This window comes from Leptotrichia sp. HSP-342 (genome assembly GCF_041199995.1).
In the GTDB taxonomy this organism is placed as follows: domain Bacteria; phylum Fusobacteriota; class Fusobacteriia; order Fusobacteriales; family Leptotrichiaceae; genus Leptotrichia; species Leptotrichia mesophila.
In genome coordinates, this window is the sequence record NZ_CP165646.1 from 1,550,168 (window position 1) to 1,574,384 (window position 24,217).

Genomic DNA, 24,217 nt, shown 5'->3' on the forward strand with positions numbered 1-24,217 from the left:
TTATAAATTTGAGAAAGGAGGCAGTATTTTATACTGTAAAAAAATCTATGAAAAAAATGGGATTAACAACCAGAATAATGATTGGACTAATACTTGGGATTGTATTTGGGCTAATATTAAGTCCTTTTGCAAAAAATCCCTTCGTAAAAGATGTCGTTATTGATTCATTCCTTACTTTTTTTGGAGGAATGTTTATCAATCTTATGAAAGTTATGATTGTACCGTTAGTTTCTATTTCTCTTGCAATGGGAGCAGCTTCTATTGGAGATATAAAAAAACTTAAAAGAATTGGTACAAAGGTTTTGGGTTTCTATTTTGCAACTACTGCTATTGCTGTAGCAATTGGATTATTTGTAGCAAAAGTTTCTGGAATCGGAATGGGAATGGTTCATGGAGAACTTCCTAAAGGCGAATTTAAAATTGCAGAGCAAGGTAAACTTATTGATATTCTTCTTGATATGATTCCAAAAAACATTATTAATGCAATGTCAGAGGAAAAAATGCTTGCAATTATAGTATTTTTTCTGCTATTAGGAGTTGCAATTTCAGCTTTAGGAGATAAGGTAAAAAATGTAAAAGCCTTACTTGAAGAAGCAAATGAACTTGTGTTAAAAATGGTGGAACTTATAATGGAAGTCGCTCCAATAGGAGTATTCGCACTAATTTCAAAAGTTGTTGCTTCAACAGGTGTGGATGTGCTTGTAAAATTGCTTGGATTTGTGGCTGCAACATTATTTGCATTTGTTATTCATACAGGTGTTTATCAAATAATGTTAGCAACTATGGCAAAAGTAAGTCCATTAAGATTCTTCAAAAAATTCTTTAATGTAATATCAGTTGCATTTTCTACATCCAGCAGCAATGCAACAATCCCAGTAAATATTGAAACTTTAACAGAAAAATTTGGTATATCTGAGGAAATAAGTTCATTCACAATTCCTTTAGGAGCAACTGTAAATATGGACGGTACGGCAATTATGCAAGGTGTTGCTGCAGTATTTATTGCAAATCTTTATAATATTCATTTAGGTCCAACACAATATTTGGGAATTATTTTAACAGCGGTACTGGCTTCTGTTGGGACAGCAGGGGTTCCAGGTGCAGGTATGCTAATGCTTTCGCTTGTATTAAAACAAGCAGGATTACCGCTTGAAGGAATTGGTGTTGTAATAGGTGTTGACAGAATAATAGATATGTTCAGAACAGCAGTAAATATAACAGGAGATGCTGTCTGCACAATGGTTGTAGCTAGAAGTGAAAATGAAATTACAGATCCCCAAAAATTCTATAACTAATTTTAGTAAAATTTCGCTAAAATTAGACTGAAAAATTATATTATTTATATAAAATTATTATTTTTAAACAAATTATTCAAAAACTGTCTTTTAATCTTAGAATAGGACTATTAGACAGTTTTTTATTTCAAGTTATTCTTTTCTATTTTTCAACTTACTTATTTCATATAATGAAAATGCATAAATCTCTGTTATTTTCTCTAAATCTGATAAATCAAGCCACTCATCAGGTAAATGTGCTATATCCTTCTGACCTGGAAAACTTGGACCATATGCAATAATATTAGGAATTATTTTTGCATAAGTTCCTCCTGTTGTTGTGACAGGTTCTGCATTAAACTCTGTAACATAATTATATACTTTCTGTAAAGTCTGCACATATTCAGAATTTTTATCATATAGAACTGGATTCCAGTTGGAAATTTCCTCCAGCTCCGTTCCTTCCGTCAAATTACTCCTGATTAGATCCATAAGCTGTTCTTTTTTACATATTGCAGGATAGCTCATTACAAATTCAAAAAAATGTCTGTTTTCAAAAATTCCAAATCTGTACCCTCTTAATATCATTTCTCCGAAATCATCATCCTTAAAGTTTATTTTTAATTTCACACCGTTATTAGGTACTGATAAAATATATTCGTTTACAAATTCATATAATTTCTCTAAATCTTTCATTTCAGAATATATTCTTACCTTAAGCCTTCCCCTTTCTCCGTACACAACTGGCCATTTACAGTCAGGAGTCCAGCCAAAAATAGGGACTTTTTCCTTTGTCAGATAATGTTTTACACATGCAAATCCTGTTTCTTCATTTGTTCCGAAAACTATTCTTACAGGAATATCAAATTTTATTCCTAATTTTTTCAGAATATGGAGTGCAAAAAGATTTGATAGAATTGGACCCTTATTATCCAGAACACCTCTTCCGTATATGCGATTATTTTCTATTTTTCCACCTAATGGAGGATACTTCCACCCTTCACCAAGAGGAACAACATCTACATGTCCAAAAATCCCTATATATTCCTCATAATCCCTTATTTCTTCTGGTACATATTCTGCATAACCTATTTTATTATCTATATTCGCTGTATTAAATCCCAGTTTTTCTGATATTTCCAGAGCTTTATCCAGTGCCTCAGCAGGCCCTTTTCCAAATGGAGCATTTTCTTCAGGTTCCGTCTGAATACTGTAAATTGAAACTAATTCACGTATTTTCTCTATTAATTCAGGCTGTATTTTTTTTACTTCTTCTTTTATTTTCAATATTATTTCCTCATCGGAAATATTCCTGTTTTTATCATATTTTTTATTATCATTCGTATTTTTATCCATTTTCTACCTGCCTTACTTTTCTATAAGAGGTTTAGTTCTTTCATTGATATACTCCTGCAGCCACTCTTCAGTCGCTTCTTCGTGTATCATTTTATTGCCTTTTCTTTTTGTCCTGTATACTTTTACAGGAGTCTTTTCATTTCCTGCAACAAAGGAAAAATTTTCAATATTTGTAGCCACTCCCCATTCCCCTTTGTTATTCATGGCAATTACAGAAATATCTCCGGCTTTCCCTCTTTTTCTTATCAATTTCTTCTCAAAAGTGAATACAGCCTTTTCGCATGCTTTCTGAGGAGAAAGACCACTTTCCATAAGTTTTACTATCTCATATGAAATTATCCCCTTCATTATATCTTCTCCAAGTCCTGTTGCACTTGCTCCTCCAATCTCACTGTCAGCATAGAGTCCTGAACCGATTACAGGCGAATCTCCCACTCTTCCTTTCTTTTTCATGAAAAGTCCGCTTGTAGAAGTTCCTGCAACTATATTTTCTTCTTTATCAAGGCACACCATACCAACCGTATCATGTCCTGAATAGGGCTTTATTTCTATTTCTTTTATATGTGCCATATCCTTCAATCTGTTTCTGTAATGTATTTTTGCCCTTTCTGTAAGCATATTTTTTCTTTCAAAACCTCTTTTATGCGCATATTTTTCTGCGCCTTCACTTACTAACATGCTGTTTTCATTTAAATGACTCAAATCTCTGGCAACAGATATAGGATTGGCAAAATCCTTAATGGCACATACTGCACCAAAATCAAAGCTGCTTCCATCCATGTATGCCGCATCCAGTTCCACTTCCATTTCTTCATTTGGAAGTCCACCGTAACCTACAGATTTATAAAAAGGAAAATCTTCAACATTTTTTATTGCTGTTTCTATCGCTTCTCCCGCTTTTCCATCATTTTTCAGTATTTTTACAGCTTCTTTAACACCATTATGTGCCATGCACCATGTTGCAATTATTCCCCACATCTTCTTACCTCCTCAAGTTTTTTCATCTTATTCACTGTAATTATAGTTTTCCTTCAGTATTCTGCCATACTTTTCAGGAGTCAAATCTTCTACTATCAGTTTTAGCAGTTTCAATGTTGCAATTATATCGTCCTTATGTACGACTCCAAGATGAGTATGCATATATCTCATAGGTATAGATAAAGTTGTTGCAGGTATTCCAGTTCCTGACTTATGAATATTTCCTGCATCAGTCCCCCCATCTGTAAAACAGCTCAGCTGATAAGGAATGTCATTCTTTCTGCATAAATTTTCAATATAAATAAGCAGTCCCCTGTTCATTATGGTCATTGAATCAATAACATTAATAGCTACTCCTTTTCCAAGCTTTATATTGTTTTTATTCAAGGGAGTATCCCCTGCCAAAGTAGTATCCACAGCTATTGCCAGGTCAGGAAATACTTTATGTGCTGTTGTTCTTGCACCCCTAAGTCCCACTTCCTCCTGTACCGTTGCCGCGAGAGTAATCTTATTACCTATATTTTCCTTTTTCAGCATATTCATAAGCCATATTCCTGTCGCTACACTCACACGATTGTCAAAGGCTTTTCCTGCAAGGTATCCTTCTTCATTCAGCTCTATCATTTCTCCATACGGACATATCATATCTCCTACTTTTATTCCCAGTTTTTCAATCCGTTTTTTACTGCTAACTCCCATATCAATATATAGTTTATCAATTGGCAATACCTTTTCTCTTTCCTTTTCCTTTATTGAATGGACTGCAGGTCCACCAATAACACCATAATATATATTCTTTTTTTCATTTATAACTGCCACCTTCTGGTTAAGCAGAACATGCGACCACATGTTTCCTACATTCTGAAAATACAGGTACCCCTGCTCATCTATTTCCTTTACGACAAATCCTACTTCATCCATATGAGTGGCTATCATTATGGAAATTCTATCTCCTTCCTTTGTAAAAAGGCAGGATCCAAGACCATCCTGAGAAAATGGAAGATTGATATGCTTTTTCAATATATTGACAATATCTTCTTCAAATCCTGAAATTGCATAAGTTTCTGTCAGCTCCTTCAAAACTTCCCATCTTATATCAAAATTCATTTTTCTCACCCTTTAAATCCGAATTTTTCTATTTTTTCAGCAGTCAGTCCCTTAATAAACTCTATGATTACATCACTAAGATTATTTATGTGCTTTATTTTTAACGAATTTAAAAGAGCCTGTTTATGTTTCAAAGGTAGTACAAGCACAACTGTCGGAGTTCCCTCCAATGACTTATGGATAAAAGAACCGTCTGTTGCTTCCAGCTGAACATGCCCTTCAGGAATATATCCTTTTTTCTGTGCAGCTTCATAAAATTCCTGTTTTAACATTTGATTTGGAAGCATTGACTTATCAAAACTGCGAATATATATGGCATTTTCTTTAGGTTCTTTTACATATGCTGCATCAATGACAATAGCTATATCAGGTTTTACAGCAGTCGTTGCCGTTATTGCACCACGCTGACCTGTTACTGAATGGGATATTCCGCCTACTGCCACATCAAATGGAAGATTTTCGCTACCTTCTTCCAGTTTATCCAGAACTGTAAGACCAACTTCAAGTCCTGCCCTGTTAGAAAGATTTTTAGAAAATATCTCTCCTTCCGGAAGGCATAAAGTTGGGACATCAAGTAAAAAAATATCTCCAATCTGAATTCCTGCCTTTAAAACTTCTTCTTTACTTCCATATCCTGTATCAAGTAAAAGTTCATTTTCATTTTTTACTATAAATCCTGTATATTCTTCATGTCTTCTGTTAAGTATTTTTACTGTTCTCTGCTCAAACAGACTTTTTTCATAAAGCCCTATTGTTAAAAATTCCATCAGTCCGTCTTTCCTGATGTCTGAAATCATTCCTCCACTTTCATCCATGTTGGAACTTATCATTATTTTATATGACGAGTTGTTTCCTTTTTTAAGACCAAAAACAGAGCCAAGTCTGTCCTTTATTATTGAAAGGTTTCTTTTTTTATATTCATTATACAAAAAATCATGCACTTCTTTCTCATCCCCTGAAACTCCATTTAACTGACATAATTCTTTTAGTCTCATATTTACTCCATTTCTTTTATTTGACAATACAGATAAATTAATAGATAAAACTATCCCAAAGATATCCAAAAATAATGTAAAAATTTCTGCTTTTTATATATTTTATTTAAATTTTTGCGATAATTTTTTCCTAACTATTTATATATATAATCGTTTACTTCGGATAAATTATCCTCATCATAAACCTTCTTAATTACTTTTGCCATATTCTGAAGTGATTCCCGTAATCCTACTCCACCTTTTTTTGGCATTTTTATCATTACCAGATCATTTTTATATTTATCTATTATTTCTTTATTTTCTTCTGAACATACAACTACAGGTTTGCAATTTGTTTCCTTTTTTACGTGTTCTGCTAAAATGGAGGACATTTCTGCATAGTTGTAATAGTTAAAACATGGCCCACACAAAAGAATATCAGCTTTTACCTTATTCAGAAGACCTGTCATCTTTTCAAGGACAAGCTCCTGATTTTCCTTAAAATAGCTGTCGCTACAGTATGTTGTTGCAAGTACTGTTCCACCTATATTTTTTATATATTCTGAAAACATCATGTATGAACCTATTCCACCCTTTTCCAGTGCAAGTTCCACATTAGCTCCTTCTTTCCCGCCTGTTCCAGATTGAATCTGATCAAAAAATAAAACTATTTTCATTATCTTTCCTCTTTTCTGTCAAAATTCTGCTTTCATTTTTTATATTCATTAACAATAATACTTTTTTATAGTAAAACTTGTTTAAAACAAAACTCAAAAGCTATGACCATTTTACTCAAACCATAAATTTATATAATTTTAGCAGTTTAAATTAAAATAGGTTTGAGTATATCTTGAATAATCTTTAATAACAAATAAAACTGCCCCAAAATCAAATTTTATAATTAATTTTGAAACAGCCTTATTCAATATAAATTTATACATTAGAAAGAGATATCATCAAGAGAAATGTCTTCTAAATCATCTTTCTCATTTTGTTCTACTGGTTGAGTTTCTTCTTTCAAGTACTGTGTATCAAGCACTTTAAAGAATGGATAGTAAATAAGGCATCCAATTATAACCAGTATTATTTGGAAAAGTCCCGCAATTATACTTCCTGTAGCCAGCCATCCTGAAAAGAACATTGGTGTTGTCCAAGGCAATAAAACTCCTGTTGTACGAGGTATAATATTTAACAAAGTGGCAGCTGTGGACAAAATCGTATTAACAAGTGGAACCAATAAAAATGGCACTGCTATAATTGGATTTAATACAACTGGAAGTCCAAATATAACCATTTCATTTATACCAAAGATTCCTGGAACTATAGACAATTTACCTAATTTTTTCATACGTTCTGATTTACCTTTAAATATCATAAGCAATACAAGAGATAGTGTACTTCCTCCACCACCAAAGTTACAGAAGAAGTCTCCAAATGGTCCTGCGAATATATTAGGCAAAGGTTGATGTGCATTATATGCAGCTAGGTTTTCAGCAGTCAATGCTAAATGTATGGGATTGAAAATAGTATTTGTAACTGCTGGACCGTTTATACCAAAGAACCAGAATAATGTTGACAAAAATTGATAAATAGGCTCAAATATAAGGCTTTGACCAAATCCCATCAAAGGTGCCTGTAATACTTTATAAATAAAATCATGTGCATATCCTTCTTTTGTCAAGAATAAGAACCCAAGTCTTATTATAAAGAATGTAAACATAACAAACATACTTGGAATCAATGCTGCAAATGAATTCATTACCGCAGGTGGCACACCATCCGGCAATTTTATTGTCCATCCTTTATTTTTAATTGCCGTAAATATTGTTACAGAAACCAATGCTGTAATCATTGCTAAAAATAATCCTTTTGTTCCTAAATTCCCTGATGCAAATCCGCTAAAAGCTTTACCTTCCTTATCTACAAAAAGTGGATGTGTCTGAGGACTTATAATCAGAAATGCAACTAATGAAACTGCAGCTCCTGCAATACCTTCTATTCCTTTTTCTTTACCATAATAATAACCAATACCAATAACCCCAAGAAGAGCTATTATACCAAATGTAGAATTGATAACTGCATCAAGGTGTCCATCCCACCCTTTTCCCAAAAATTTTGCAATAAATTCTGTATATCCAGGAATTGGAAAATTCCCAATAACTAAAAATATTGAAGCTACTATAATTAACGGTGTACCTACTAAAAATCCATCACGGATTGCTGTTAAAACTTTATTACTGCTTAATTTAGTAGCCAAAGGTCCTAAAATTTTCTCTAATTTATCAAACATCTTCCTTTACCGCCTTTTCTTTTAGTATTTTTATTGCTCTTTTTAAAATACGTTCTCCATCGACTTTTCCATAATCTTCCAAGTCAATTACTGCCACAGGAATTCCCTTTGGCTCATATTTTGAAGCTGTTTCTTCAAATTTAAATTTTACTTGAGGCCCAAGCAATATTATATCTGGATGAAATTCTTCAACAATAACATCTATCTTATTGTCAGGAAAAGCCTTTACTTCAACAGGAAGACTATGCTTATCTGCCACATCCTGCATTTTTTTGGCAACTAAGCTTGTAGACATTCCCAAAGCACAAAACAAATATATTCTTTTCATAAAATCCTCCTCCAATTATGTATAATTTATAATTTATTATATTTTTTATTTTTATCTATCATTTGAAGCAGCAATCATTCTAATTGTATGTCTTACACCTCTTATGGCGATTGACAGTTCCATTATATTTTCATAATTTGCAACTCCTGAATATCCAGCATCTCCAATATGCTGAATATCCACTCCCGCAATTTTATTCATTATTGCTATTTGTCTTATTGTTTCTCTTGTGGAGCTTTCTTGACTTGTTCCTATCGCAGACATTGATAATGCTCCATTTTCCTTAATAAATCTTACAGCCTTTATCATTTCATCTTGAGTAAAGCCAGGTACTGTTCCCACAGCTGGAAGCATAATAACATCTGCACCGCTTTCAATAAATTCTTTTACAACATCTAAATTTGCGACAGGTTCATCAACTCCTGCTGAATGCATTTTCCCTGCGATTACCATTCCACTAAAATATTTTTTAGCCTGTTTTATTCCTTCTGAAATTCGATTGTTTGTAACTCCCGTACCAGGATTTCCTGTAAGACATACAAAGTCAAATCCCATTTCCTCTATTTTTTTTAATGTTGCTTCAGAACACATTCTTCCTTCAGGAATAATCTCTATTTCCTCCATCATATCCGCATTCAAGTCTACAGGCTCAAGATTCAGACCTACTGGTCTACCTGTAAGCTTTTTTAAAAGCTTTATTGGTTCATCACTTTCAGGCAAAGCTGCTATAACAGGATTATACACATCTAATCCATTCAATAATATAAGATCTGCTCCAAATGCTCTTGCTAATTCGCTATTTGTAACATCTCCTGTAACGCTTCTTCTTCCTGTAACATTTTCTGAAAGCACTGTTCTTCCTTCACTTGCTTTAATTGCATTTTTTAAATCTTGTCCTGACATTTTACTAAAATCACTAGTAAAACAACTTAATAATCTTTTTCCCATCTTTTTTCCTCCAATTTTAACTCTATCTTTAAATTCTTCTGCTTTTCACTATCGTTATACCCCACATTTTTCATTTTGTCAAAAAAAATTTTAATTATTAATTTAATATTTTTTATATTATTTATTAGTTGATTTTTTCTTTAATTTAAGATATAATTAAAGAAAGACGAATAGTTATTTAGCTTTTTCGTCTAATTATAAATACTTTATAATAAAAAAATTTTAATATAAAAATTAAACGAAACTTATAAATTTTCTTTCGTCAGTTAGGAGAATAGAATGGATATTTATTTTTCAGAAAAATTTACAAATTTAAAAAATACTATTAATCTTAAATTTTCAAAAAAAATAACAAAAAATGAAAAAAACTTTTTTAAATTATTATTCTTTAGAATTGCATCAGATTATTCATTTTTAGAAAAAGCTGAAATTAGATTTGAAGAACTGCTTCCCATACTTGAATTTCCTTCAATTCATGATTTTACAACATTTTTTAATGCTTTAATGGAAAAACATATATTTTTTTCTACAGATATGCAATTTTCAGGTTCTTTTGGAATTATTTCATCCTTTATTTTGCATTCTGACTATTGCCAGATATTTTTTACTGAAGAATTTAAAAACTGTTTTTCTCTCAAAAAAAATTTTTTCTCTCTTCTTGATATTGAAAAATTTATTTTTATGAATGATTTCTTCTCATTCAGTTTTTATAACAGTATTATTAAAAATTTTAAAGATAAGAACGAAGTTACTCTACCAGTTTCATTAGTAAAAACTTACCTAAACGCAAATGATAAATATGAAAGATTTTTTGATTTTGAAAAGTATATTTTAAAAAAAGCTATACTTGATATAAACACTTTTACAGATTTTTCAATTGAATATGAAAAAATAAAAGAACACAAAAAAGCAACGAATAAAATTACTTCAATAAGTTTTTATATAAATAAATCAAAACAATCCTACAAGCCTTTTGATAATAAAATTTATAAAATGTTGGAACCTATTAAAGAAAAAATTTCCAATCCTGAGGAAATTTACCATCTATTTGTACTTTATGTGTCAAAAAGAGGATATAAATATGTCTATGATAATATAGATTATGTCAAAAATTCTTTTTCTGAAGATTTTGAAAAGAATTTAAAAAAGGCTCTTATGCTTAATTTAGCTTCAAACAATCTAAAACTTTTTGTAAATGTATCAAAAACTGTTAAATCACCAATAGTCCTATTTTACACTCTTACAAGAAAACTTAACAAAATTAAAAGACATTATCCAAAAATTGAAGAACTTATGTATAACTTTAAATTAAAAAATATTGATTCTATCAGCTATTTTAACGATAATGACTCTTTTGAATTTTCAAATAAATATATTAGAATTTTTGTAAAATATTATTCTAGCAAAAAGTCCATTATTGAAATATATCTTCCAAGCAATATTATCGAAAAAATTAAACTAGAAAAGGAAATTTAATATTATACTCAATCCATTTAAAATGGAATTACTAAAAATTATACATTAAACAAAACTTTAATTGATTAAATTAATTAAGAATAAAAATAATAAAAACTGTCCAATATTCCTTTTTTAAGAATAAAAAGACAGTTTTTTCTTTTTTTATTTTTAAATTACAGATTATCTATTGATATTTCCGTAAAATCTTTTATAACATACGAAACTCCATCAATTGATGATAATTTATTGGTATCGAGTGTTGAAGAAACAGCTATAATTTTTGAAGCATTTGCTCTCTTTGCCGCCTCTATTCCAAGTATTGCATCTTCAAATACTGCACAGTTCTCAATATCTACATTTATATTTTTTGCAGCTTTCAAAAAAATATCTGGTTCTGGCTTTCCTTTAAAACTTCCGTCAGTATAAACAACTTTATTTATATCAAACCATTTTCCCAAATTTAGATGTTCAAAATAAAATTTTACATTGCTTATCGGAGCACCTGTTGCTATAGTAATTGGAATACCAGCCTCTTTTAACTTATTAAGAAATTCTGGCAATCCTTTTACTAATTTGAACATTTTCTCATCTTTTAGGCACATATCCCGATACATGCTTTCCTTTTCTTCTCCTAGTTTTTGAACTTCTTCATTTGAAAAATCTTTGTTAAAAAAGTATGAAAGTACAGTTTTATTATTTCCACCATGAATATACTTATGAATTTCTTCATTTGTTATTTCCCTACCAATTTTGCTTCTTAAAAATTTTTTCCATACATCTTCCTGTAAAGCACTATCAAAAAGCATTGTTCCATTAAAATCAAATAATATCCCTTTTATTTTCATTTTTCCTCCAAGTAAGCAAAAAATATTGATTATTTTAAAATATTACTTTCAATTTTATTTTTTTCCAATTTATATCAGAAAGTTTTACCTTAAATTTTATTATAAAATTTGGACTAATAAACTTTGATATCCTTCAAGAACTAACACTTTTCCGTCATTTTCAATATTCCCATAATTATTAATCAAAATATCTCCTAATTTGATTTCTTTTTTACCAATATTTTTGGCAATTTTACTTAATTCCACTTCCTGTTTTTTATCAGAAAAATTATTAATACAAAGAACTTTCTGATTTTCATATTTTCTTATATACGCGATTATTTTATCATTTCCTAATTCTACTGGAATAAATTCCCCAAAAATCAAACAATCTGAATATTTTCCATTTTGCCGTAAATCAATCATTTTTTTATAATGGGCAAAAATTGAATCTTCATTATTTATTTGAGATTCTGCATTCACTTTTTTATGACTTCCAGTCAATTCTATCCATGCTTTTACATTCTCATCTTTTGAAAATCCTGCATTTTTACTGCTATTCCATTGGAAAGGTGTTCTTGAATTGTCACGGCTTCTTTTGTTTACAAAATATAGTGCTTCTTCAGGCGAAAATCCTTCTCCCAATGCTCGTTGATACTGATCTTTACTGGCAATATCATCAAACTGTTCTATATCAGTTCTCTCAAAATTGTCCATTCCTATTTCCTGTCCCTGATAAATAAACGGTGTCCCGCGTAAAAAGAAAAATAATGTTGCAAGTAATTTTGCATTTATTTCATTTGCTTTTTTCCCTAAAAATTTATTCAAACTTCTTGGTAGGTCATGATTTTCCAAAAATGGTGCTCCCCATCCATATTTCTGCTGTGTCAACTGACTCTCAAAAATTTTGTCTCTTAATTCTTTCACTTTCACATCCTGCACTGAATAATAAAATCCTTCCTTTGCCATATCCAAATCAGAATAACTAAAATCAAAAATCATTGAAAAAAATCCATCTGCACCAATAAAATCATTGTATCTTTCGTATTCCAGCAAAGGTGTTTCAGCTACAGTCATGCAGTTATATTTTTTAAAAGTTTCTTGTGCCAATTCTCCCAAAAATTCCTCAATTCCCGGCTGATTTAAAGTATACTTTATATTATGTGCAAATCCATCTGCTCCATCAACAGGCAAATCTAAGTAATCCTTATCTTTTTTTATTGAATTTATGGCATCTACTCTGAATCCAGCTATTCCCTTTTCTAGCCAGTAATTTACCATTTTATAAAGTTCTTCTCTTACTTCAGCATTTTCCCAATTTAAATCAGGCTGTTTCTTTGAAAATAAATGTAAATAATACATTTCATTCCCATTTTCATCAGTTTCTCCTTCAACCTTTTCCCAAGCAGAACCTCCAAAATGGCTTCTCCAGTTTGTTGGTGGCAGTCCATTTTTTCCTCTTTTAAAAATATAATAATTTCTATACTTGCTTTCAGGATTTCTTAATGCTTCCAAAAACCACTCATGCTCATCAGAAGTATGATTAATTACTAAATCTAAAATTATCTTTATTCCTCTTTTTTCCGCCTCTACAATTAATCTTTCTAAATCTTCCTTTGTTCCAAATTCAGGATTTATATCATAATAATCAGAAATATCGTATCCATTGTCATCCATTGGCGACTTATACACAGGACAAATCCAGATAAGAGTTATCCCCAGTTCTTTTAGATAGTCCAATTTTTCAGTAATTCCGTTCAAATCTCCAATTCCATCATTGTTGCTATCATAAAAACTTCTTGGATATATTTGATATCCAACTTCTTTTTTCCACCATTTTTTATCTAGTTTTTTTGTATCCATATTTTCTCCTTTTTCAGAATTATTTTATATTATCAATAAAAAGATTATCTCACAAGTTAAGAATAATTCGTAAATAAATTTTTAAACTTTTGAGATAATCCTATAAATTAAGTATATTTGTTAATTATTTCAACACTGGCCAGAAATCTTTATTTGCTTCAATTAAGTCATCCAATATTGCTTTTGCAACAGATGCACTTGGTACAGTTCTTGATAATGTAATTGCTTGCCATAATTTTTGGTATGAACCTTCAATCCATGCTTCTACTACCAATTTTTCAACTGATACTTGTTGTTCCATTAATCCTTTTTGGAATTGAGGGATTTTACCTTGGACAATTTTTTCTGGTCCATTTGAACCTACTATACAAGGCACTTCAACCATTGCAGTTGGATCAAAGTTTGAGATTGCACCATCATTTTCTACTATTAATAACATTCTTTCTTTTGTATCATAAGCGATTGCTCTTGCCAAGTCAACTATATATGAAGCGTGATCGTCAACGTGTAGTTTGCTATCTTTTGCTGTTCCTTTTTCAGCGATTGCTCTACATTCTCCAAATACAAATTTTTCTCTTCCTTCCATTACTTCATTTGCTCTTGTGTGATTAGGGTCTGAGTGTTCTACTACGTAATCAGGGAAGAAGTAGTATTTTAAGTATGTGTTTGGCATTGTTGTAGGATCAATTGCAAATACATCTCTTGCTTTTGTGAATGTGTCATTCCAGCTTGCTTCTGTATTTTCTCCTTCAATTTCTACATTATATCCAATTTTTGCCACTTTTTCTCTTAATGCAGGCATTAAATCGTTTCCTTCTTTATCTCTAATGTCTGTCCACCATCCAAAGTGATTTAATCCAAAGTATCTAATTACCATATCTTTTCTTGATTTAAGCCCAAGCATTTCAGCCATTCTTATTTCAATTCCGATTGGCATATCACAAATATTTAATATTTTAGAGTTTGGACGTAATCTTCTAGTTGCTTCTGCTACGATTGCTGCAGGGTTTGAATAGTTCAACATCCATGCATTTGGTGAATATTTTTCCATATAATCAACTAGCTCGATAACTCCACCAATTGAACGCATTCCGTAAGAAATTCCTCCAGGTCCGCAAGTTTCTTGTCCTAATACTCCATGTCTTAAAGGTATTTTTTCATCTTTTTCACGCATTGCATATTTTCCAACTCTTATATGTGCCATAACAAAGTCTACATCAGTAAATGCTGTTTCAGGGTCTGTTGTATAAACAAAGTTAATATCAGGCGCTTTTTCCTTTATAATAATGTCACAAGCTTTTGCTATAACTTCTTGTCTTTCTGCATCGTTATCATAAAATTTTATTTGTCTAATAGGAAATTTATCTAAATTTTCAAGTAACATCAACACAATTCCTGGAGTAAATGTACTCCCTCCACCAGCTACTGCAATTGAAAATTTCTTCATAAATAATCATCTCCATTTCTATTTTTATTTTTATTAATTTTTATTTCTTATTTACGTCATTATATTAACATACTTTTTTTAAAAAGTCAACACTTTTATATAAATCTTTTTGAATATTTTTAAAGAATTATATAAATCTTTTTTATTTTTGTTGATATTTACTCTTATTTAGTGTATAATTACAATAGTAGTATTGATATTTATAGTAAGTATAATTTAAATGTGACCAAAAACTTAAGTTATATCTGTATCTAATTTACATATTTTCTCCAAATTGGGTTAACTATGATTTCAAAAATTACAATTATTCTACTTAAATCTTAACTTTATTCAATTTTTCTCAATTTAGCTTTCAAAAGATTTAAGTATATACAAAATATTTTATGAAAGGTTTATATAAATGAATGAAAAAATATGAAAAAGTATATCACGATATTAAAGAACAAATTAAAAATGGAACTCTGAAATCAGGAGATTTTTTAAAAAAAGAAGATGACTTAGCAATAGACTATAATTTTTCCAAACTTACTGTAAGAAAAGCACTTTCTATGTTAGAAAGAGAAGGTCTTATACAAAAAGTAAAAGGGAAAAAATCAATTGTGCTAGAGAAAAAAAATCTAGAAAACATCTCTCTAACTTCCATTCAGACTGTACAAGAAATTAGCAAACTTCAAAATATCAATCTTGAAACTAACTTAATTAGTTTATATATTGTTCAAGGAGTAGAAAAGTTGATGGAGGAATTTCAAGTATCTGAAAGCGCTGATTTTTACAAAGTTGTACGTACTAATTCGTTAGATGGCGAAATTTTAAATTATTCTACCAGTTTTTTTGACAGAAGAATCGTACCTTTTCTAAACGAAGAAATAGCAAAAAGATCAATATATGAGTATCTAGAAAACGAACTTAAGTTAAAAATAGCTTATTCACGTAGAGATATTAGTTTTAGAAAAATTACTCCTGAGGAGCAAAAATATCTTAAACTAAAGGATATAAATATGGTTGTAGTTATTGAAACTCATGCATATCTCTCAAATGGGACACTGTTTCAATATGAAACAATAATTCATCATCCTGAAAAATTTACTTTTAGTGCCATTGCAAAAAGATAAGTATTTTAAAAATAAAAGAAAGAACTTTCTTAAGTCTTATATTTTAAAACTTTAAAATTTTTGACTTTTGAAAATTCTTTCTTAATTTTTTTATAAGATTTAAATTTAATTATTTATCAAATTTTATTTTTATCCTTTTTTCATCATTTCTTCAATTCTTTCTCTTACTTGAGGTACTGACAATCCGATGATTACTTGAATAGCTGATCCTTTTCTAACTACACCATGAGCTCCTGCTGCTTTAAATGCTGCATCTGGCGATAATTTACTTGGATCTTTTACACTTACTCTAAGTCTAGTTGCACAGTTATTAAGTTCTTCGATATTTTCTCTTCCACCTAATGCTTCAAGAATGATTGCACCTTTTTGAGCATATTCATCTCCACCAGCTATGGCTGCTGCACCTTGTGCTCCACCTTCACCGTGTTTAGCTTTATAATCAGCTTTAGTATAAAGTTTCATTTCTTCATCTTCATCTTCTCTACCTGGAGTTTTCAAATCCATTTTTTGAATTAAGAACTTAAATACAAAGAAATATATTACTGTAAATATTAATCCTATTATTATTTGAGTAAATACTGTTCCCGAGTGATTTTTAAACATTGGAACCCAGTTTAGGAATAAGAAGTCAAGTAATCCTCCACCCATATTTCCAACTACTCCAAAAGCATACATTGTTGCTGCCATTGTTGCCGCTAAAAATGCGTGAACTGCAAACAATACTGGAGCTATAAACAAAAACGTAAATTCTAATGGTTCAGTTATACCTGAGATTACTGCTGTAAATACTATAGGTATTAATAATGCCGCTACAACTTTTTTCTTATTAGGTTTTGCTGTAGCATACATAGCAAGAGCTATCCCTGTTGCACCAAATATTTTTGAGTTTCCATGTAACGCAAATCCACCTTGTGGAAATAAAGATTTCAATGATTGTGTGCTTTGAGCAAATTCTTTTATATGTTCAACCCAGTAAACTTGGATTCCGTTAGGAACAGCTGCCGGTCCGAATATGAATGGCGTGTAAACAAAGTGATGCAGTCCTGTTGGAATCAATATTCTTTCTAAGAATGTATAAATCCATACTCCAAATACTCCTGAAACTTTCATAAATCCTTGCATTGCACCAATTCCCAATTGAACTTTAGGCCAAATTAATACTGTTAAGAATGCACAAGGAATCATAACTACAAATCCTACCATGTATACAAATACTGAACCTTGGAATACTCCTAAGAAATCAGGTAATTTTTGATCAAAATATTTATTATGCAGATATACTACTAATGCTGCTATCAAGATACCACCAAATAAGTTTGTGTCTAATGTTGGAACTCCACCTATTGCAGCATATCCTGTTACTTTATCTGCTACCATTTTAGCTGTATCTACTCCAGAAAACACTTTTAATATTGCAGCTACAAAATAGTTAAATGTCATGTATAATGCAAATGTTTCCATACATGCTCTGGCATTTGTTTTTGTTGCTAAACTTATTGGTAACCCTATCGCGAATAATAACGGCATTTGTCTAAATACAGTCCAAGCACCTTCTTGAACTACATACCAAAAACTGTGCCATATTGTCCCTTCGTTAGCAATATTTCCCATAACTTGTGTATTAGTAAATACAGAAGACAATCCTACGACTATCCCAGTGAATGCAAACAATAGAACTGGTGCCATCATCGCTCCACCGAATCGTTGAATTTTTTTCATCATAGTTGAATACCTCCTAAAAATTTTTATATATTTGATTTATTTTTTCCTTATTTTAAATATACCACACTTTTTTAAATTGTCAATACATTTACGTATATCTTTTTTCAAATTTTTTTGCAAAAAAATAATCGCTGTATAAAAAAACAACGATTATTACTGAAATTATACCTGTATTTAGAATTATACTTTCATTTTAAAATTATTATTTCTTCATTTAAATTTAAATTTCTATTTCCACTTCTATACCAAAATGATCCGACACTACACCTTTATTTTTTCCATTAAAGATAACTTTGCTTTCTTTTACTTTGATTTCCTTAGTACAAAATATGTAGTCTATTCTCTTTTTCGATTTATCTTGAGCCCATCCATGTATTCCTTTATCTACTGTCACACCGCTGTCTTTTTTTTCAGCAAGTGTATATGTATCAAATAAGCCTTGATTTAAAATATTTTGATAATCTTCAGGATTCCCATTGGCATCTGTATTAAAATCACCCATTAATATTTTTAAATTATCAGTTTTAGTTCTATTCAAAATATTTCTTAAATTTTCTCCCATATCTTCAGTTTCACAATTTGGTAAATTCATGTGACAGCTGTAAAATTCAACATCCTGTCCATTATAATTAATTGTGATACTAACTATTCTTCTTGCCGATATTGTTCTTACTGACTGTGCAAAAGTACAGTAAAACTCATCTTCATCTTTGATTTTATGCCTTGTTATTATTGCCACGCCTTCATTATATTTACTAAATCCAATATGTGAGTTACTCCAGTGATAATAATAGTCAGTGTCTGTGTATTCCTGTAATTTTTCCAGAAGGACCCATCCATAGTTTTCCTGTCTTATATCGTCAAAAATTACAGGATTATTCATAAGCTGATTTACTTCCTGCATTGCTATTACATCATATTGCTTTTCAGCTATATCTTTTGCTAAGATATCAATTTTCTCCATTTGATTTTCTTCTAACCATGCATGTACATTTATTGTTAATAATTTCATAAAATTACAACCTTTCTATCTATTTTTATTATTAAATTTATTCCTCTTCCAGATAACTATTTACTAAGTCATCACATTTTTTTCTGTTTATTGTCATTAATTCAAAAATTTTGTCCCTATTTTGCTTTAATTCTTCTAAATTGACTTTTTCCTTAGTTTTAAAAACATATCCCAAAATATCCAGGTTACATTTTCTTCTTAATATTGTTTCATTGGAAACTAACTTTGAAATACCGTTTATTTCCTGTTTTTTCTTAATTATTTCAACTAATTCCTTATAATTTTCAGGCTTTATTTTTTCGCTTCCTTTTTCAAAAAAGTGCTGTGATTGAACAAATAATATATTATTTTTGTTTTCTTTTTCTTCATTGAATATTATCACTTGATTTTTTAACGTATTGTTAAAAGGAATTGCGACTACATATTCTATTTTATCAGATTTTACAAAATCTTCCATTTCTTCATTTTTTAATAAGTAAAAAGCATCTTTTTCTATCATTCCCTTTTTACTTTCCTTTAAAAAACTGTATAAGAATTTACTAGTATCTAAATTTTTTGTCAAAATTACTGCTGAATCCTTATTAGAAGACGAATTTTTTAATGAATATAAAATTTCAGTAATTGTATTTTTTTCAATATCTTTCATTTTTTCACGATAAAAATTATTTTCTTCAAAAAAATCAACACTGTATAATATTTCATTATTATTTATTTCTAAAATATCCAGCGATAATTGATTAACGCTTTCATCACGTGTAATTGGCAAATTAATTACGTTATCGATATAGTTTTGTGTAATTTTTGCATATTTTCCTCTTAAAATATTCAATTTTAATTCCATTTCCATTTCTGACAAGCTTTCAATAAATACCTGTTTATCTGGATGTTCTTCTATAAAGTCATATATCTCATTAAATATAGTTATTCTACTCGATAAGTTTTTCATATTTTCCAAATACGTGCCATTCAAGTCATATTCAAATCCCAAATTATTTAAGTATTCCAGAAATAAATAATTATCGTCTCTTAAATCTTCCAACTCTTCGTAAACAACCTTGCTTACACAAATAATATATAAAAGCAGAGACATTTTTAAAATCTGTAATTTTTTCTGATTTTTATTGTTTTCCAACTCATCTGTTACAAGTTCAAAGAATTTATTCTTCATTTATTATCACCTTATTTTTCGTTAGAATTTTTTCTTCGATATATTTTTTCTTTATTTTCAGATATTCTCTTGTATTTTCTTCCTCTTTTTCAAAACTTGTTATTATTTCAACCATTCTGTCCTGTTCTTCTCTATCCGGCAAGTCTATATCAAGCTCAACAATATCAGTTTTATTTACAGCTCTGACAGCACTCATAGTTTTATATTTCTTTTCAAAATAAAGTAGCAGCAGTTCTGTCTTTAAAAGCCATTGCAAATATTTAGGATTTATTTTGTCATTTGCCCGCAAGATAAAGTAAAGTGTTGCAGGAAGTACATTTTCATATTCCTTATCAACATATACAACTTCTATTTTACTCCCTTTTGCCTGAAACAGCACATCGTTCTTTTTTACAAAGTATTTTTCATTTATTTTATTTTTTCCATTTTTATATCTTTCAGGAACTTCCGCATTTTCGAAGCTTTCTATCTTACCATTATTTACAAGCGTCGGATTTAACAAAAGATAACCTGTTTCCGAATCAGCTGTTTTTACATTTAATGGTGCTATTATATCTACATTATCTCCTAATTTCATATTTTCACTTCCCTTTCCTTGTAAATATTATACCATAAAAAAATGTGGAATACCATATAATAACCTTTTATATATATAAAACATTTTAATTTAAATCTTATTTTATTTACTAATTTTTACTTTCAATATCACTTCTAAATTTTGTAAAGCATCCTCCATTACTTTTAAGCTGCTTATCTTCTTCCATCTGTTTTTTATCCCTGTAAATCATTATATCTTCAGGATTCTCAACAAATAAAGTCGTTCCTGCAACTTTTATTTTAGCATCGCATCTAAATTTAAATATCCTGTCCTTAACTCCTTTTTTCAAGAGAATGTCATACCTTTTTTTAGGAAATTTTTCGATAACTAAAAAGTCATAATCTCCTGAACTACTGCTTCCCTTTATCCCTGCCTTTTCCAAGTATTCATCTTTTTTAGTGTTGTAGTATAAATTATTATCAGTAACATAAAAACTCGTATTTTTGTCAAGCGAGATTGTTTTCTCCGCTTTTCCGTCCAGAACTATATTTCCATCATCTACTGCCGTACTTTGCGATGTTTCCGTATTTAACATAATCAAATAAATTATTACACAAAACATTATTGCAATAATTATAAAAATAATTATATTCTGACTTTGTCCATTTGATTTTTTTTTCTTAATTGGATGCACTACTTTTCGCTTTTTCAATGATTCTTTTTCTGTTTTTTTGTTTTCAATCCATACCTGCCTTGTTTCCTGCAACTTTTCCTCAAGAACTTCAATCGAATCGTTTTCAGGCCAGTATAACTTTGCATCATTTAAGTATTTTTGAGCTTCTTCAAATCTAGATGCCTTTATCGCTCTTAATGCTTCTATACACAGATTTTCTGATTTTTCAGCATACCTATCTTCTTTTTCTGTTTTCTGTCCTGAATTATTATTTTGCTTATATTCTTTCATTCCACTTGATTTTTTATAGACAGTATATGGTATCTTTTTCTCCTTGCAAAATCCTATAAAAATACTTTTTGCTTCTTCCTTGTCTTTAACAATTTTCTGTATTTCGTTAATAAATTCTTCAGATGGAATTTTATCATCTGTCAAATTGTAAATTTGTTCCGCTCTATCAAGTATTTTTAATACTTTTAAGTACTGGAGATATTTTAAATACTCATCATATTTATTTAATTTGTCTTCACTTTTTAATATTATTTCACATGCACTGTATAATTTTTTCTTGGCAGAAGTTTCGTTATCAAACTTTATCAGATTTTTTCTTTTTTCATCAATTTGTTTTTGAGTCAATGTATTTATATCCAGCCCTTCAGAAGCTAAAAATTCGTACAAATTCGTTTTACTTAAAATTTCGAGATATTTTTCAAATACCAAAAATTCAAAAAATTCATCTTGATTTTTATTAATATTTTCATAAAAATTTTTGTACAATTTTTGGTTATATTCACTAGGTAAAATTTTTCTTCCACTGATTTTTATTCTCTCTATTACTAGACTTTCCTGTCGTTGTGTTCTTTTGGCAATTTCTTTTACAATTTCTTCTTTAATCTCTGTATTTTTTATATATTTCAGAAAATTATCTATCGGATCGAATAGCTTTTTCTGGGCATCTTTTATCAGTTCTTCTCTTCTAACTTCATTCAGCATTTCTTTCCTTATAATCCCAGTTTTTTCGAGATTACTGTATTTTTTGTATTTTTTCCCATCAAAAGGGTCACTTTCCTTTGACAGCCAGTATCTCTTTTTTTCTTCTATTCTTGCTTCTATTTTCTTTTCGTCTTTTTCAGGAACTGGATAATATTCAAGCCCAAGTATTATGTACCAATTGTTTATTATTCGACTATCTTCTGCCATTTTTTACTACTTTTCCTCCTTTACATCAAATTTTTTTCTCAACTAAAATTATTCTTATATTTTTAAAGTACTGCAATTCCTCGTGATTTATTTGTCAATTTTTCTAATTTTTCTTTAGATATTACACTTTTTGTTTCTAATTTTACATTTACTTCCTTGTTTCCAGCCTTATCTCTTCCTCTTATTTCCAAAATTCCTTCTTTATTAAGTTTAAGAGTTATTTCTACTAAAGAGCCTGCTGGAAGGTTTTCAGGCAGTTCCAATATCGCATTACCTATTTTTAAGTCCTCATCTACATCAAAATACTTATCCATATAGTCATTTTCATAAATTTCTATATCTACTGTCTCTTGATTATCATTAAGCGTTGTAAAATTACCCGAAACTTCTAAAATTCCGCTTGGCATAGGCTCATTTTTTACAATCATATTAAAGCAGCTCTTAACCCCATCTTTATTTTCAACTTTTACTGCAAAGCTCTTTGTTGTCGCAATAACAATTTCTCTTGTATTTCCACCTATTCCCATCATTTCAGGAGAAAATGTCAAATCTTCCTTATAGTCCTTTGCTTTTAATTCCTTTTCATCTCCATTAACCATTACCTTTACTTCCGTATCAGATTCAAAATCCTGTCCTGCAAGGCTCTTCTGATTATTCACATAAACATTTACAGCATGAATTGCCGCTCCTTTTGCAACAGCTTCATCTGGTTCAAGGATTTTTATTTCTATTCCTCCAAAGTTTTCTGTCAATGCCCTTTTTATCTGTGGCATTCTTGTAGAGCCACCTACAAGAAGTATTTCATCTATTTTTTCATATCCTTTTCTTTTGGCTACATCAATTACTTCTTTCGTTTTTTTCAAAGTTTCATTTAGCAATGTAGAAGTTATTTCTTCAAATTCATCTCTAGTTATAGAGACTTTTTCCCTGTTTCCCATAACTTCCAGCAAATCTCCAGCCTGACTTCGTGAAGTTAGCTGTTTTTTTATCTTTTCTGCCTTCAATCGCAAATCCTGTTTTGCATATTCATCAAACTCAATATCATAGCCTATTTTCTTGACAAATTGGTCAGCAAGGTATTCTATCAATACTTCATCCCAGTTTTTTCCACCTAAATCGTGATCTCCGTCTGAACAGATAACCTGAATCTTATCAGAACTAATACGCATAATCGTAACGTCAAAAGTCCCGCCTCCTAAATCATAAACCAGAATTGTCTTTTCATTCTGTTCCTTTGCACATCCATAGTATAGTGCCGCCGCTGTTGGCTCACTTATGATTTCTAGTACATTAAGTCCTGCGATTTTACCTGCATTTTTAGTTGCTGTACGTTCTGCTGTTCCAAAATAAGCTGGACAAGTTATCACAACATCCTTAACTTCCACACCAAGCTGTTCTGAAGCATCTTGTGTCAATTTTCTTAAAATAAAAGCCGATATTTCTTCAGGAGTCTTGTCTTCTCCATTATAATTAATTGCAAAATCTGTCTTTCCCATAAGCGTTTTTACAAGCATTACTGTATTTTCGGGATTTAAAACTGCCTCAGATTTTGCATCTGCCCCAACAATCACGTTATCTCCGTCAAATTCAACTACAGACGGTGTTATATTATCTCCATCATTATTTTTAATTACTTCAGCCCTTGCTGTATCATCTACACGGGCTATACAGGAATAAGTCGTTCCCAAATCAATTCCAAAAACGTATTTTGACATTTTCAATTCTCCCTTCATTTCATCCTTTTTTACTATTTTTTCTATAAATATAAAAATTACAGCAATTTAATTTAAATGTCAATATTTTTCATAGCCTAAAACTAAGAATACTTTAAATAATCGCCTTAATTATAACATATTCACTATTAAATTTCATTAATTTTTTTCTCAAACGTCAAAAATTCGTACTCCATTTGCCTTTTTTATTTCAAATTTTTATCGACAAAGTT

Annotated in this window: 20 protein-coding genes; 3 read left to right on the plus strand and 17 right to left on the minus strand. The window is 30.1% G+C overall.

From position 1 onward, the window contains the following. Positions 1–47 precede the first annotated feature (47 nt). Positions 48–1,295 (plus strand): dicarboxylate/amino acid:cation symporter, encoded by a 1,248-nt coding sequence (locus AB8B23_RS07940; RefSeq protein ID WP_369712298.1) that lies wholly within the window; start codon positions 48–50, stop codon positions 1,293–1,295. 132 nt (positions 1,296–1,427) lie between these two features. Here AB8B23_RS07940 and AB8B23_RS07945 read toward each other — a convergent pair whose 3' ends face one another. The 8 genes from AB8B23_RS07945 to AB8B23_RS07980 form a co-directional block, all read right to left on the minus strand. Next, positions 1,428–2,630 carry a Sapep family Mn(2+)-dependent dipeptidase gene (locus AB8B23_RS07945; RefSeq protein WP_369712299.1) on the minus strand — a complete coding sequence of 401 codons (1,203 nt, stop codon included), beginning with the start codon at positions 2,628–2,630 and terminating at the stop codon, positions 1,428–1,430. A 12-nt stretch (positions 2,631–2,642) separates the two neighbouring features. Continuing rightward, complete coding sequence (locus AB8B23_RS07950) at positions 2,643–3,608, minus strand: N(4)-(beta-N-acetylglucosaminyl)-L-asparaginase (protein ID WP_369712300.1); 966 nt, start codon at positions 3,606–3,608, stop codon at positions 2,643–2,645. A gap of 27 nt (positions 3,609–3,635) precedes the next feature. Beyond that, positions 3,636–4,715: a M42 family metallopeptidase gene (locus AB8B23_RS07955; RefSeq protein ID WP_369712301.1), complete on the minus strand. Its 1,080-nt coding sequence runs from the start codon at positions 4,713–4,715 to the stop codon at positions 3,636–3,638. A gap of 5 nt (positions 4,716–4,720) precedes the next feature. Continuing rightward, on the minus strand, positions 4,721–5,710 hold the full coding sequence (locus AB8B23_RS07960) for a hypothetical protein (RefSeq protein WP_369712302.1): 990 nt from the start codon (positions 5,708–5,710) through the stop codon (positions 4,721–4,723). Positions 5,711–5,844: 134 nt separating this feature from the next. After that, positions 5,845–6,366 (minus strand): GrdB-related putative oxidoreductase, encoded by a 522-nt coding sequence (locus tag AB8B23_RS07965; RefSeq protein WP_369712303.1) that lies wholly within the window; start codon positions 6,364–6,366, stop codon positions 5,845–5,847. A 263-nt stretch (positions 6,367–6,629) separates the two neighbouring features. Beyond that, positions 6,630–7,979, minus strand: a complete 1,350-nt coding sequence (locus AB8B23_RS07970; protein ID WP_021743196.1) for a PTS sugar transporter subunit IIC — start codon at positions 7,977–7,979, stop codon at positions 6,630–6,632. Continuing rightward, positions 7,972–8,307: a PTS sugar transporter subunit IIB gene (locus tag AB8B23_RS07975; RefSeq protein WP_021743195.1), complete on the minus strand. Its 336-nt coding sequence runs from the start codon at positions 8,305–8,307 to the stop codon at positions 7,972–7,974. The genes AB8B23_RS07970 and AB8B23_RS07975 overlap by 8 nt, the downstream gene beginning before the upstream one ends. A 51-nt stretch (positions 8,308–8,358) precedes the next feature. Further along, positions 8,359–9,255 (minus strand): haloacid dehalogenase-like hydrolase, encoded by an 897-nt coding sequence (locus tag AB8B23_RS07980; RefSeq protein WP_369712304.1) that lies wholly within the window; start codon positions 9,253–9,255, stop codon positions 8,359–8,361. Positions 9,256–9,534: 279 nt separating this feature from the next. Here AB8B23_RS07980 and AB8B23_RS07985 point away from each other — a divergent pair, with 279 nt between their 5' ends. After that, a complete protein-coding gene (locus tag AB8B23_RS07985; RefSeq protein WP_369712305.1) occupies positions 9,535–10,731 on the plus strand; it encodes a replication initiation protein in 1,197 nt (398 codons plus the stop codon). A 155-nt stretch (positions 10,732–10,886) separates the two neighbouring features. On the opposite strand, the gene AB8B23_RS07990 is transcribed toward AB8B23_RS07985, so the two are convergent. The 3 genes from AB8B23_RS07990 to AB8B23_RS08000 all read right to left on the minus strand — a co-directional run bounded on the left by AB8B23_RS07990 (position 10,887) and on the right by AB8B23_RS08000 (position 14,847). Then, on the minus strand, positions 10,887–11,558 hold the full coding sequence (locus tag AB8B23_RS07990) for an HAD family hydrolase (RefSeq protein ID WP_026746021.1): 672 nt from the start codon (positions 11,556–11,558) through the stop codon (positions 10,887–10,889). Positions 11,559–11,657: 99 nt separating this feature from the next. Next, on the minus strand, positions 11,658–13,400 hold the full coding sequence (locus AB8B23_RS07995) for a glycoside hydrolase family 13 protein (RefSeq protein WP_369712306.1): 1,743 nt from the start codon (positions 13,398–13,400) through the stop codon (positions 11,658–11,660). Between the two features lie 124 nt (positions 13,401–13,524). Further along, the gene (locus AB8B23_RS08000) at positions 13,525–14,847 is read right to left on the minus strand and encodes a 6-phospho-alpha-glucosidase (RefSeq protein WP_006803672.1); all 1,323 of its coding nucleotides are present in this window, start codon (positions 14,845–14,847) and stop codon (positions 13,525–13,527) included. A 404-nt stretch (positions 14,848–15,251) separates the two neighbouring features. On the opposite strand from AB8B23_RS08000, the gene AB8B23_RS08005 reads away from it, so the two are divergent. After that, the gene (locus AB8B23_RS08005; RefSeq protein ID WP_369712307.1) at positions 15,252–15,959 is read left to right on the plus strand and encodes a GntR family transcriptional regulator; all 708 of its coding nucleotides are present in this window, start codon (positions 15,252–15,254) and stop codon (positions 15,957–15,959) included. A gap of 129 nt (positions 15,960–16,088) precedes the next feature. On the opposite strand, the gene AB8B23_RS08010 is transcribed toward AB8B23_RS08005, so the two are convergent. The 6 genes from AB8B23_RS08010 to AB8B23_RS08035 form a co-directional block, all read right to left on the minus strand. Then, positions 16,089–17,681, minus strand: a complete 1,593-nt coding sequence (locus tag AB8B23_RS08010; protein WP_369712308.1) for an alpha-glucoside-specific PTS transporter subunit IIBC — start codon at positions 17,679–17,681, stop codon at positions 16,089–16,091. A 220-nt stretch (positions 17,682–17,901) separates the two neighbouring features. Next, the gene (locus AB8B23_RS08015; RefSeq protein ID WP_369712309.1) at positions 17,902–18,693 is read right to left on the minus strand and encodes an endonuclease/exonuclease/phosphatase family protein; all 792 of its coding nucleotides are present in this window, start codon (positions 18,691–18,693) and stop codon (positions 17,902–17,904) included. 37 nt (positions 18,694–18,730) lie between these two features. Continuing rightward, a complete protein-coding gene (locus tag AB8B23_RS08020; RefSeq protein ID WP_369712310.1) occupies positions 18,731–19,861 on the minus strand; it encodes an N-6 DNA methylase in 1,131 nt (376 codons plus the stop codon). Continuing rightward, complete coding sequence (locus AB8B23_RS08025) at positions 19,851–20,438, minus strand: restriction endonuclease subunit S (RefSeq protein ID WP_369712311.1); 588 nt, start codon at positions 20,436–20,438, stop codon at positions 19,851–19,853. Before AB8B23_RS08025 ends, AB8B23_RS08020 begins: the two co-directional genes overlap by 11 nt. A 109-nt stretch (positions 20,439–20,547) precedes the next feature. Continuing rightward, entirely contained in the window at positions 20,548–22,272 is a 1,725-nt protein-coding gene (locus AB8B23_RS08030) for a hypothetical protein (protein ID WP_369712312.1), read from the minus strand. A 62-nt stretch (positions 22,273–22,334) separates the two neighbouring features. After that, positions 22,335–23,987: an Hsp70 family protein gene (locus AB8B23_RS08035; protein ID WP_369712313.1), complete on the minus strand. Its 1,653-nt coding sequence runs from the start codon at positions 23,985–23,987 to the stop codon at positions 22,335–22,337. Positions 23,988–24,217 lie beyond the last annotated feature (230 nt).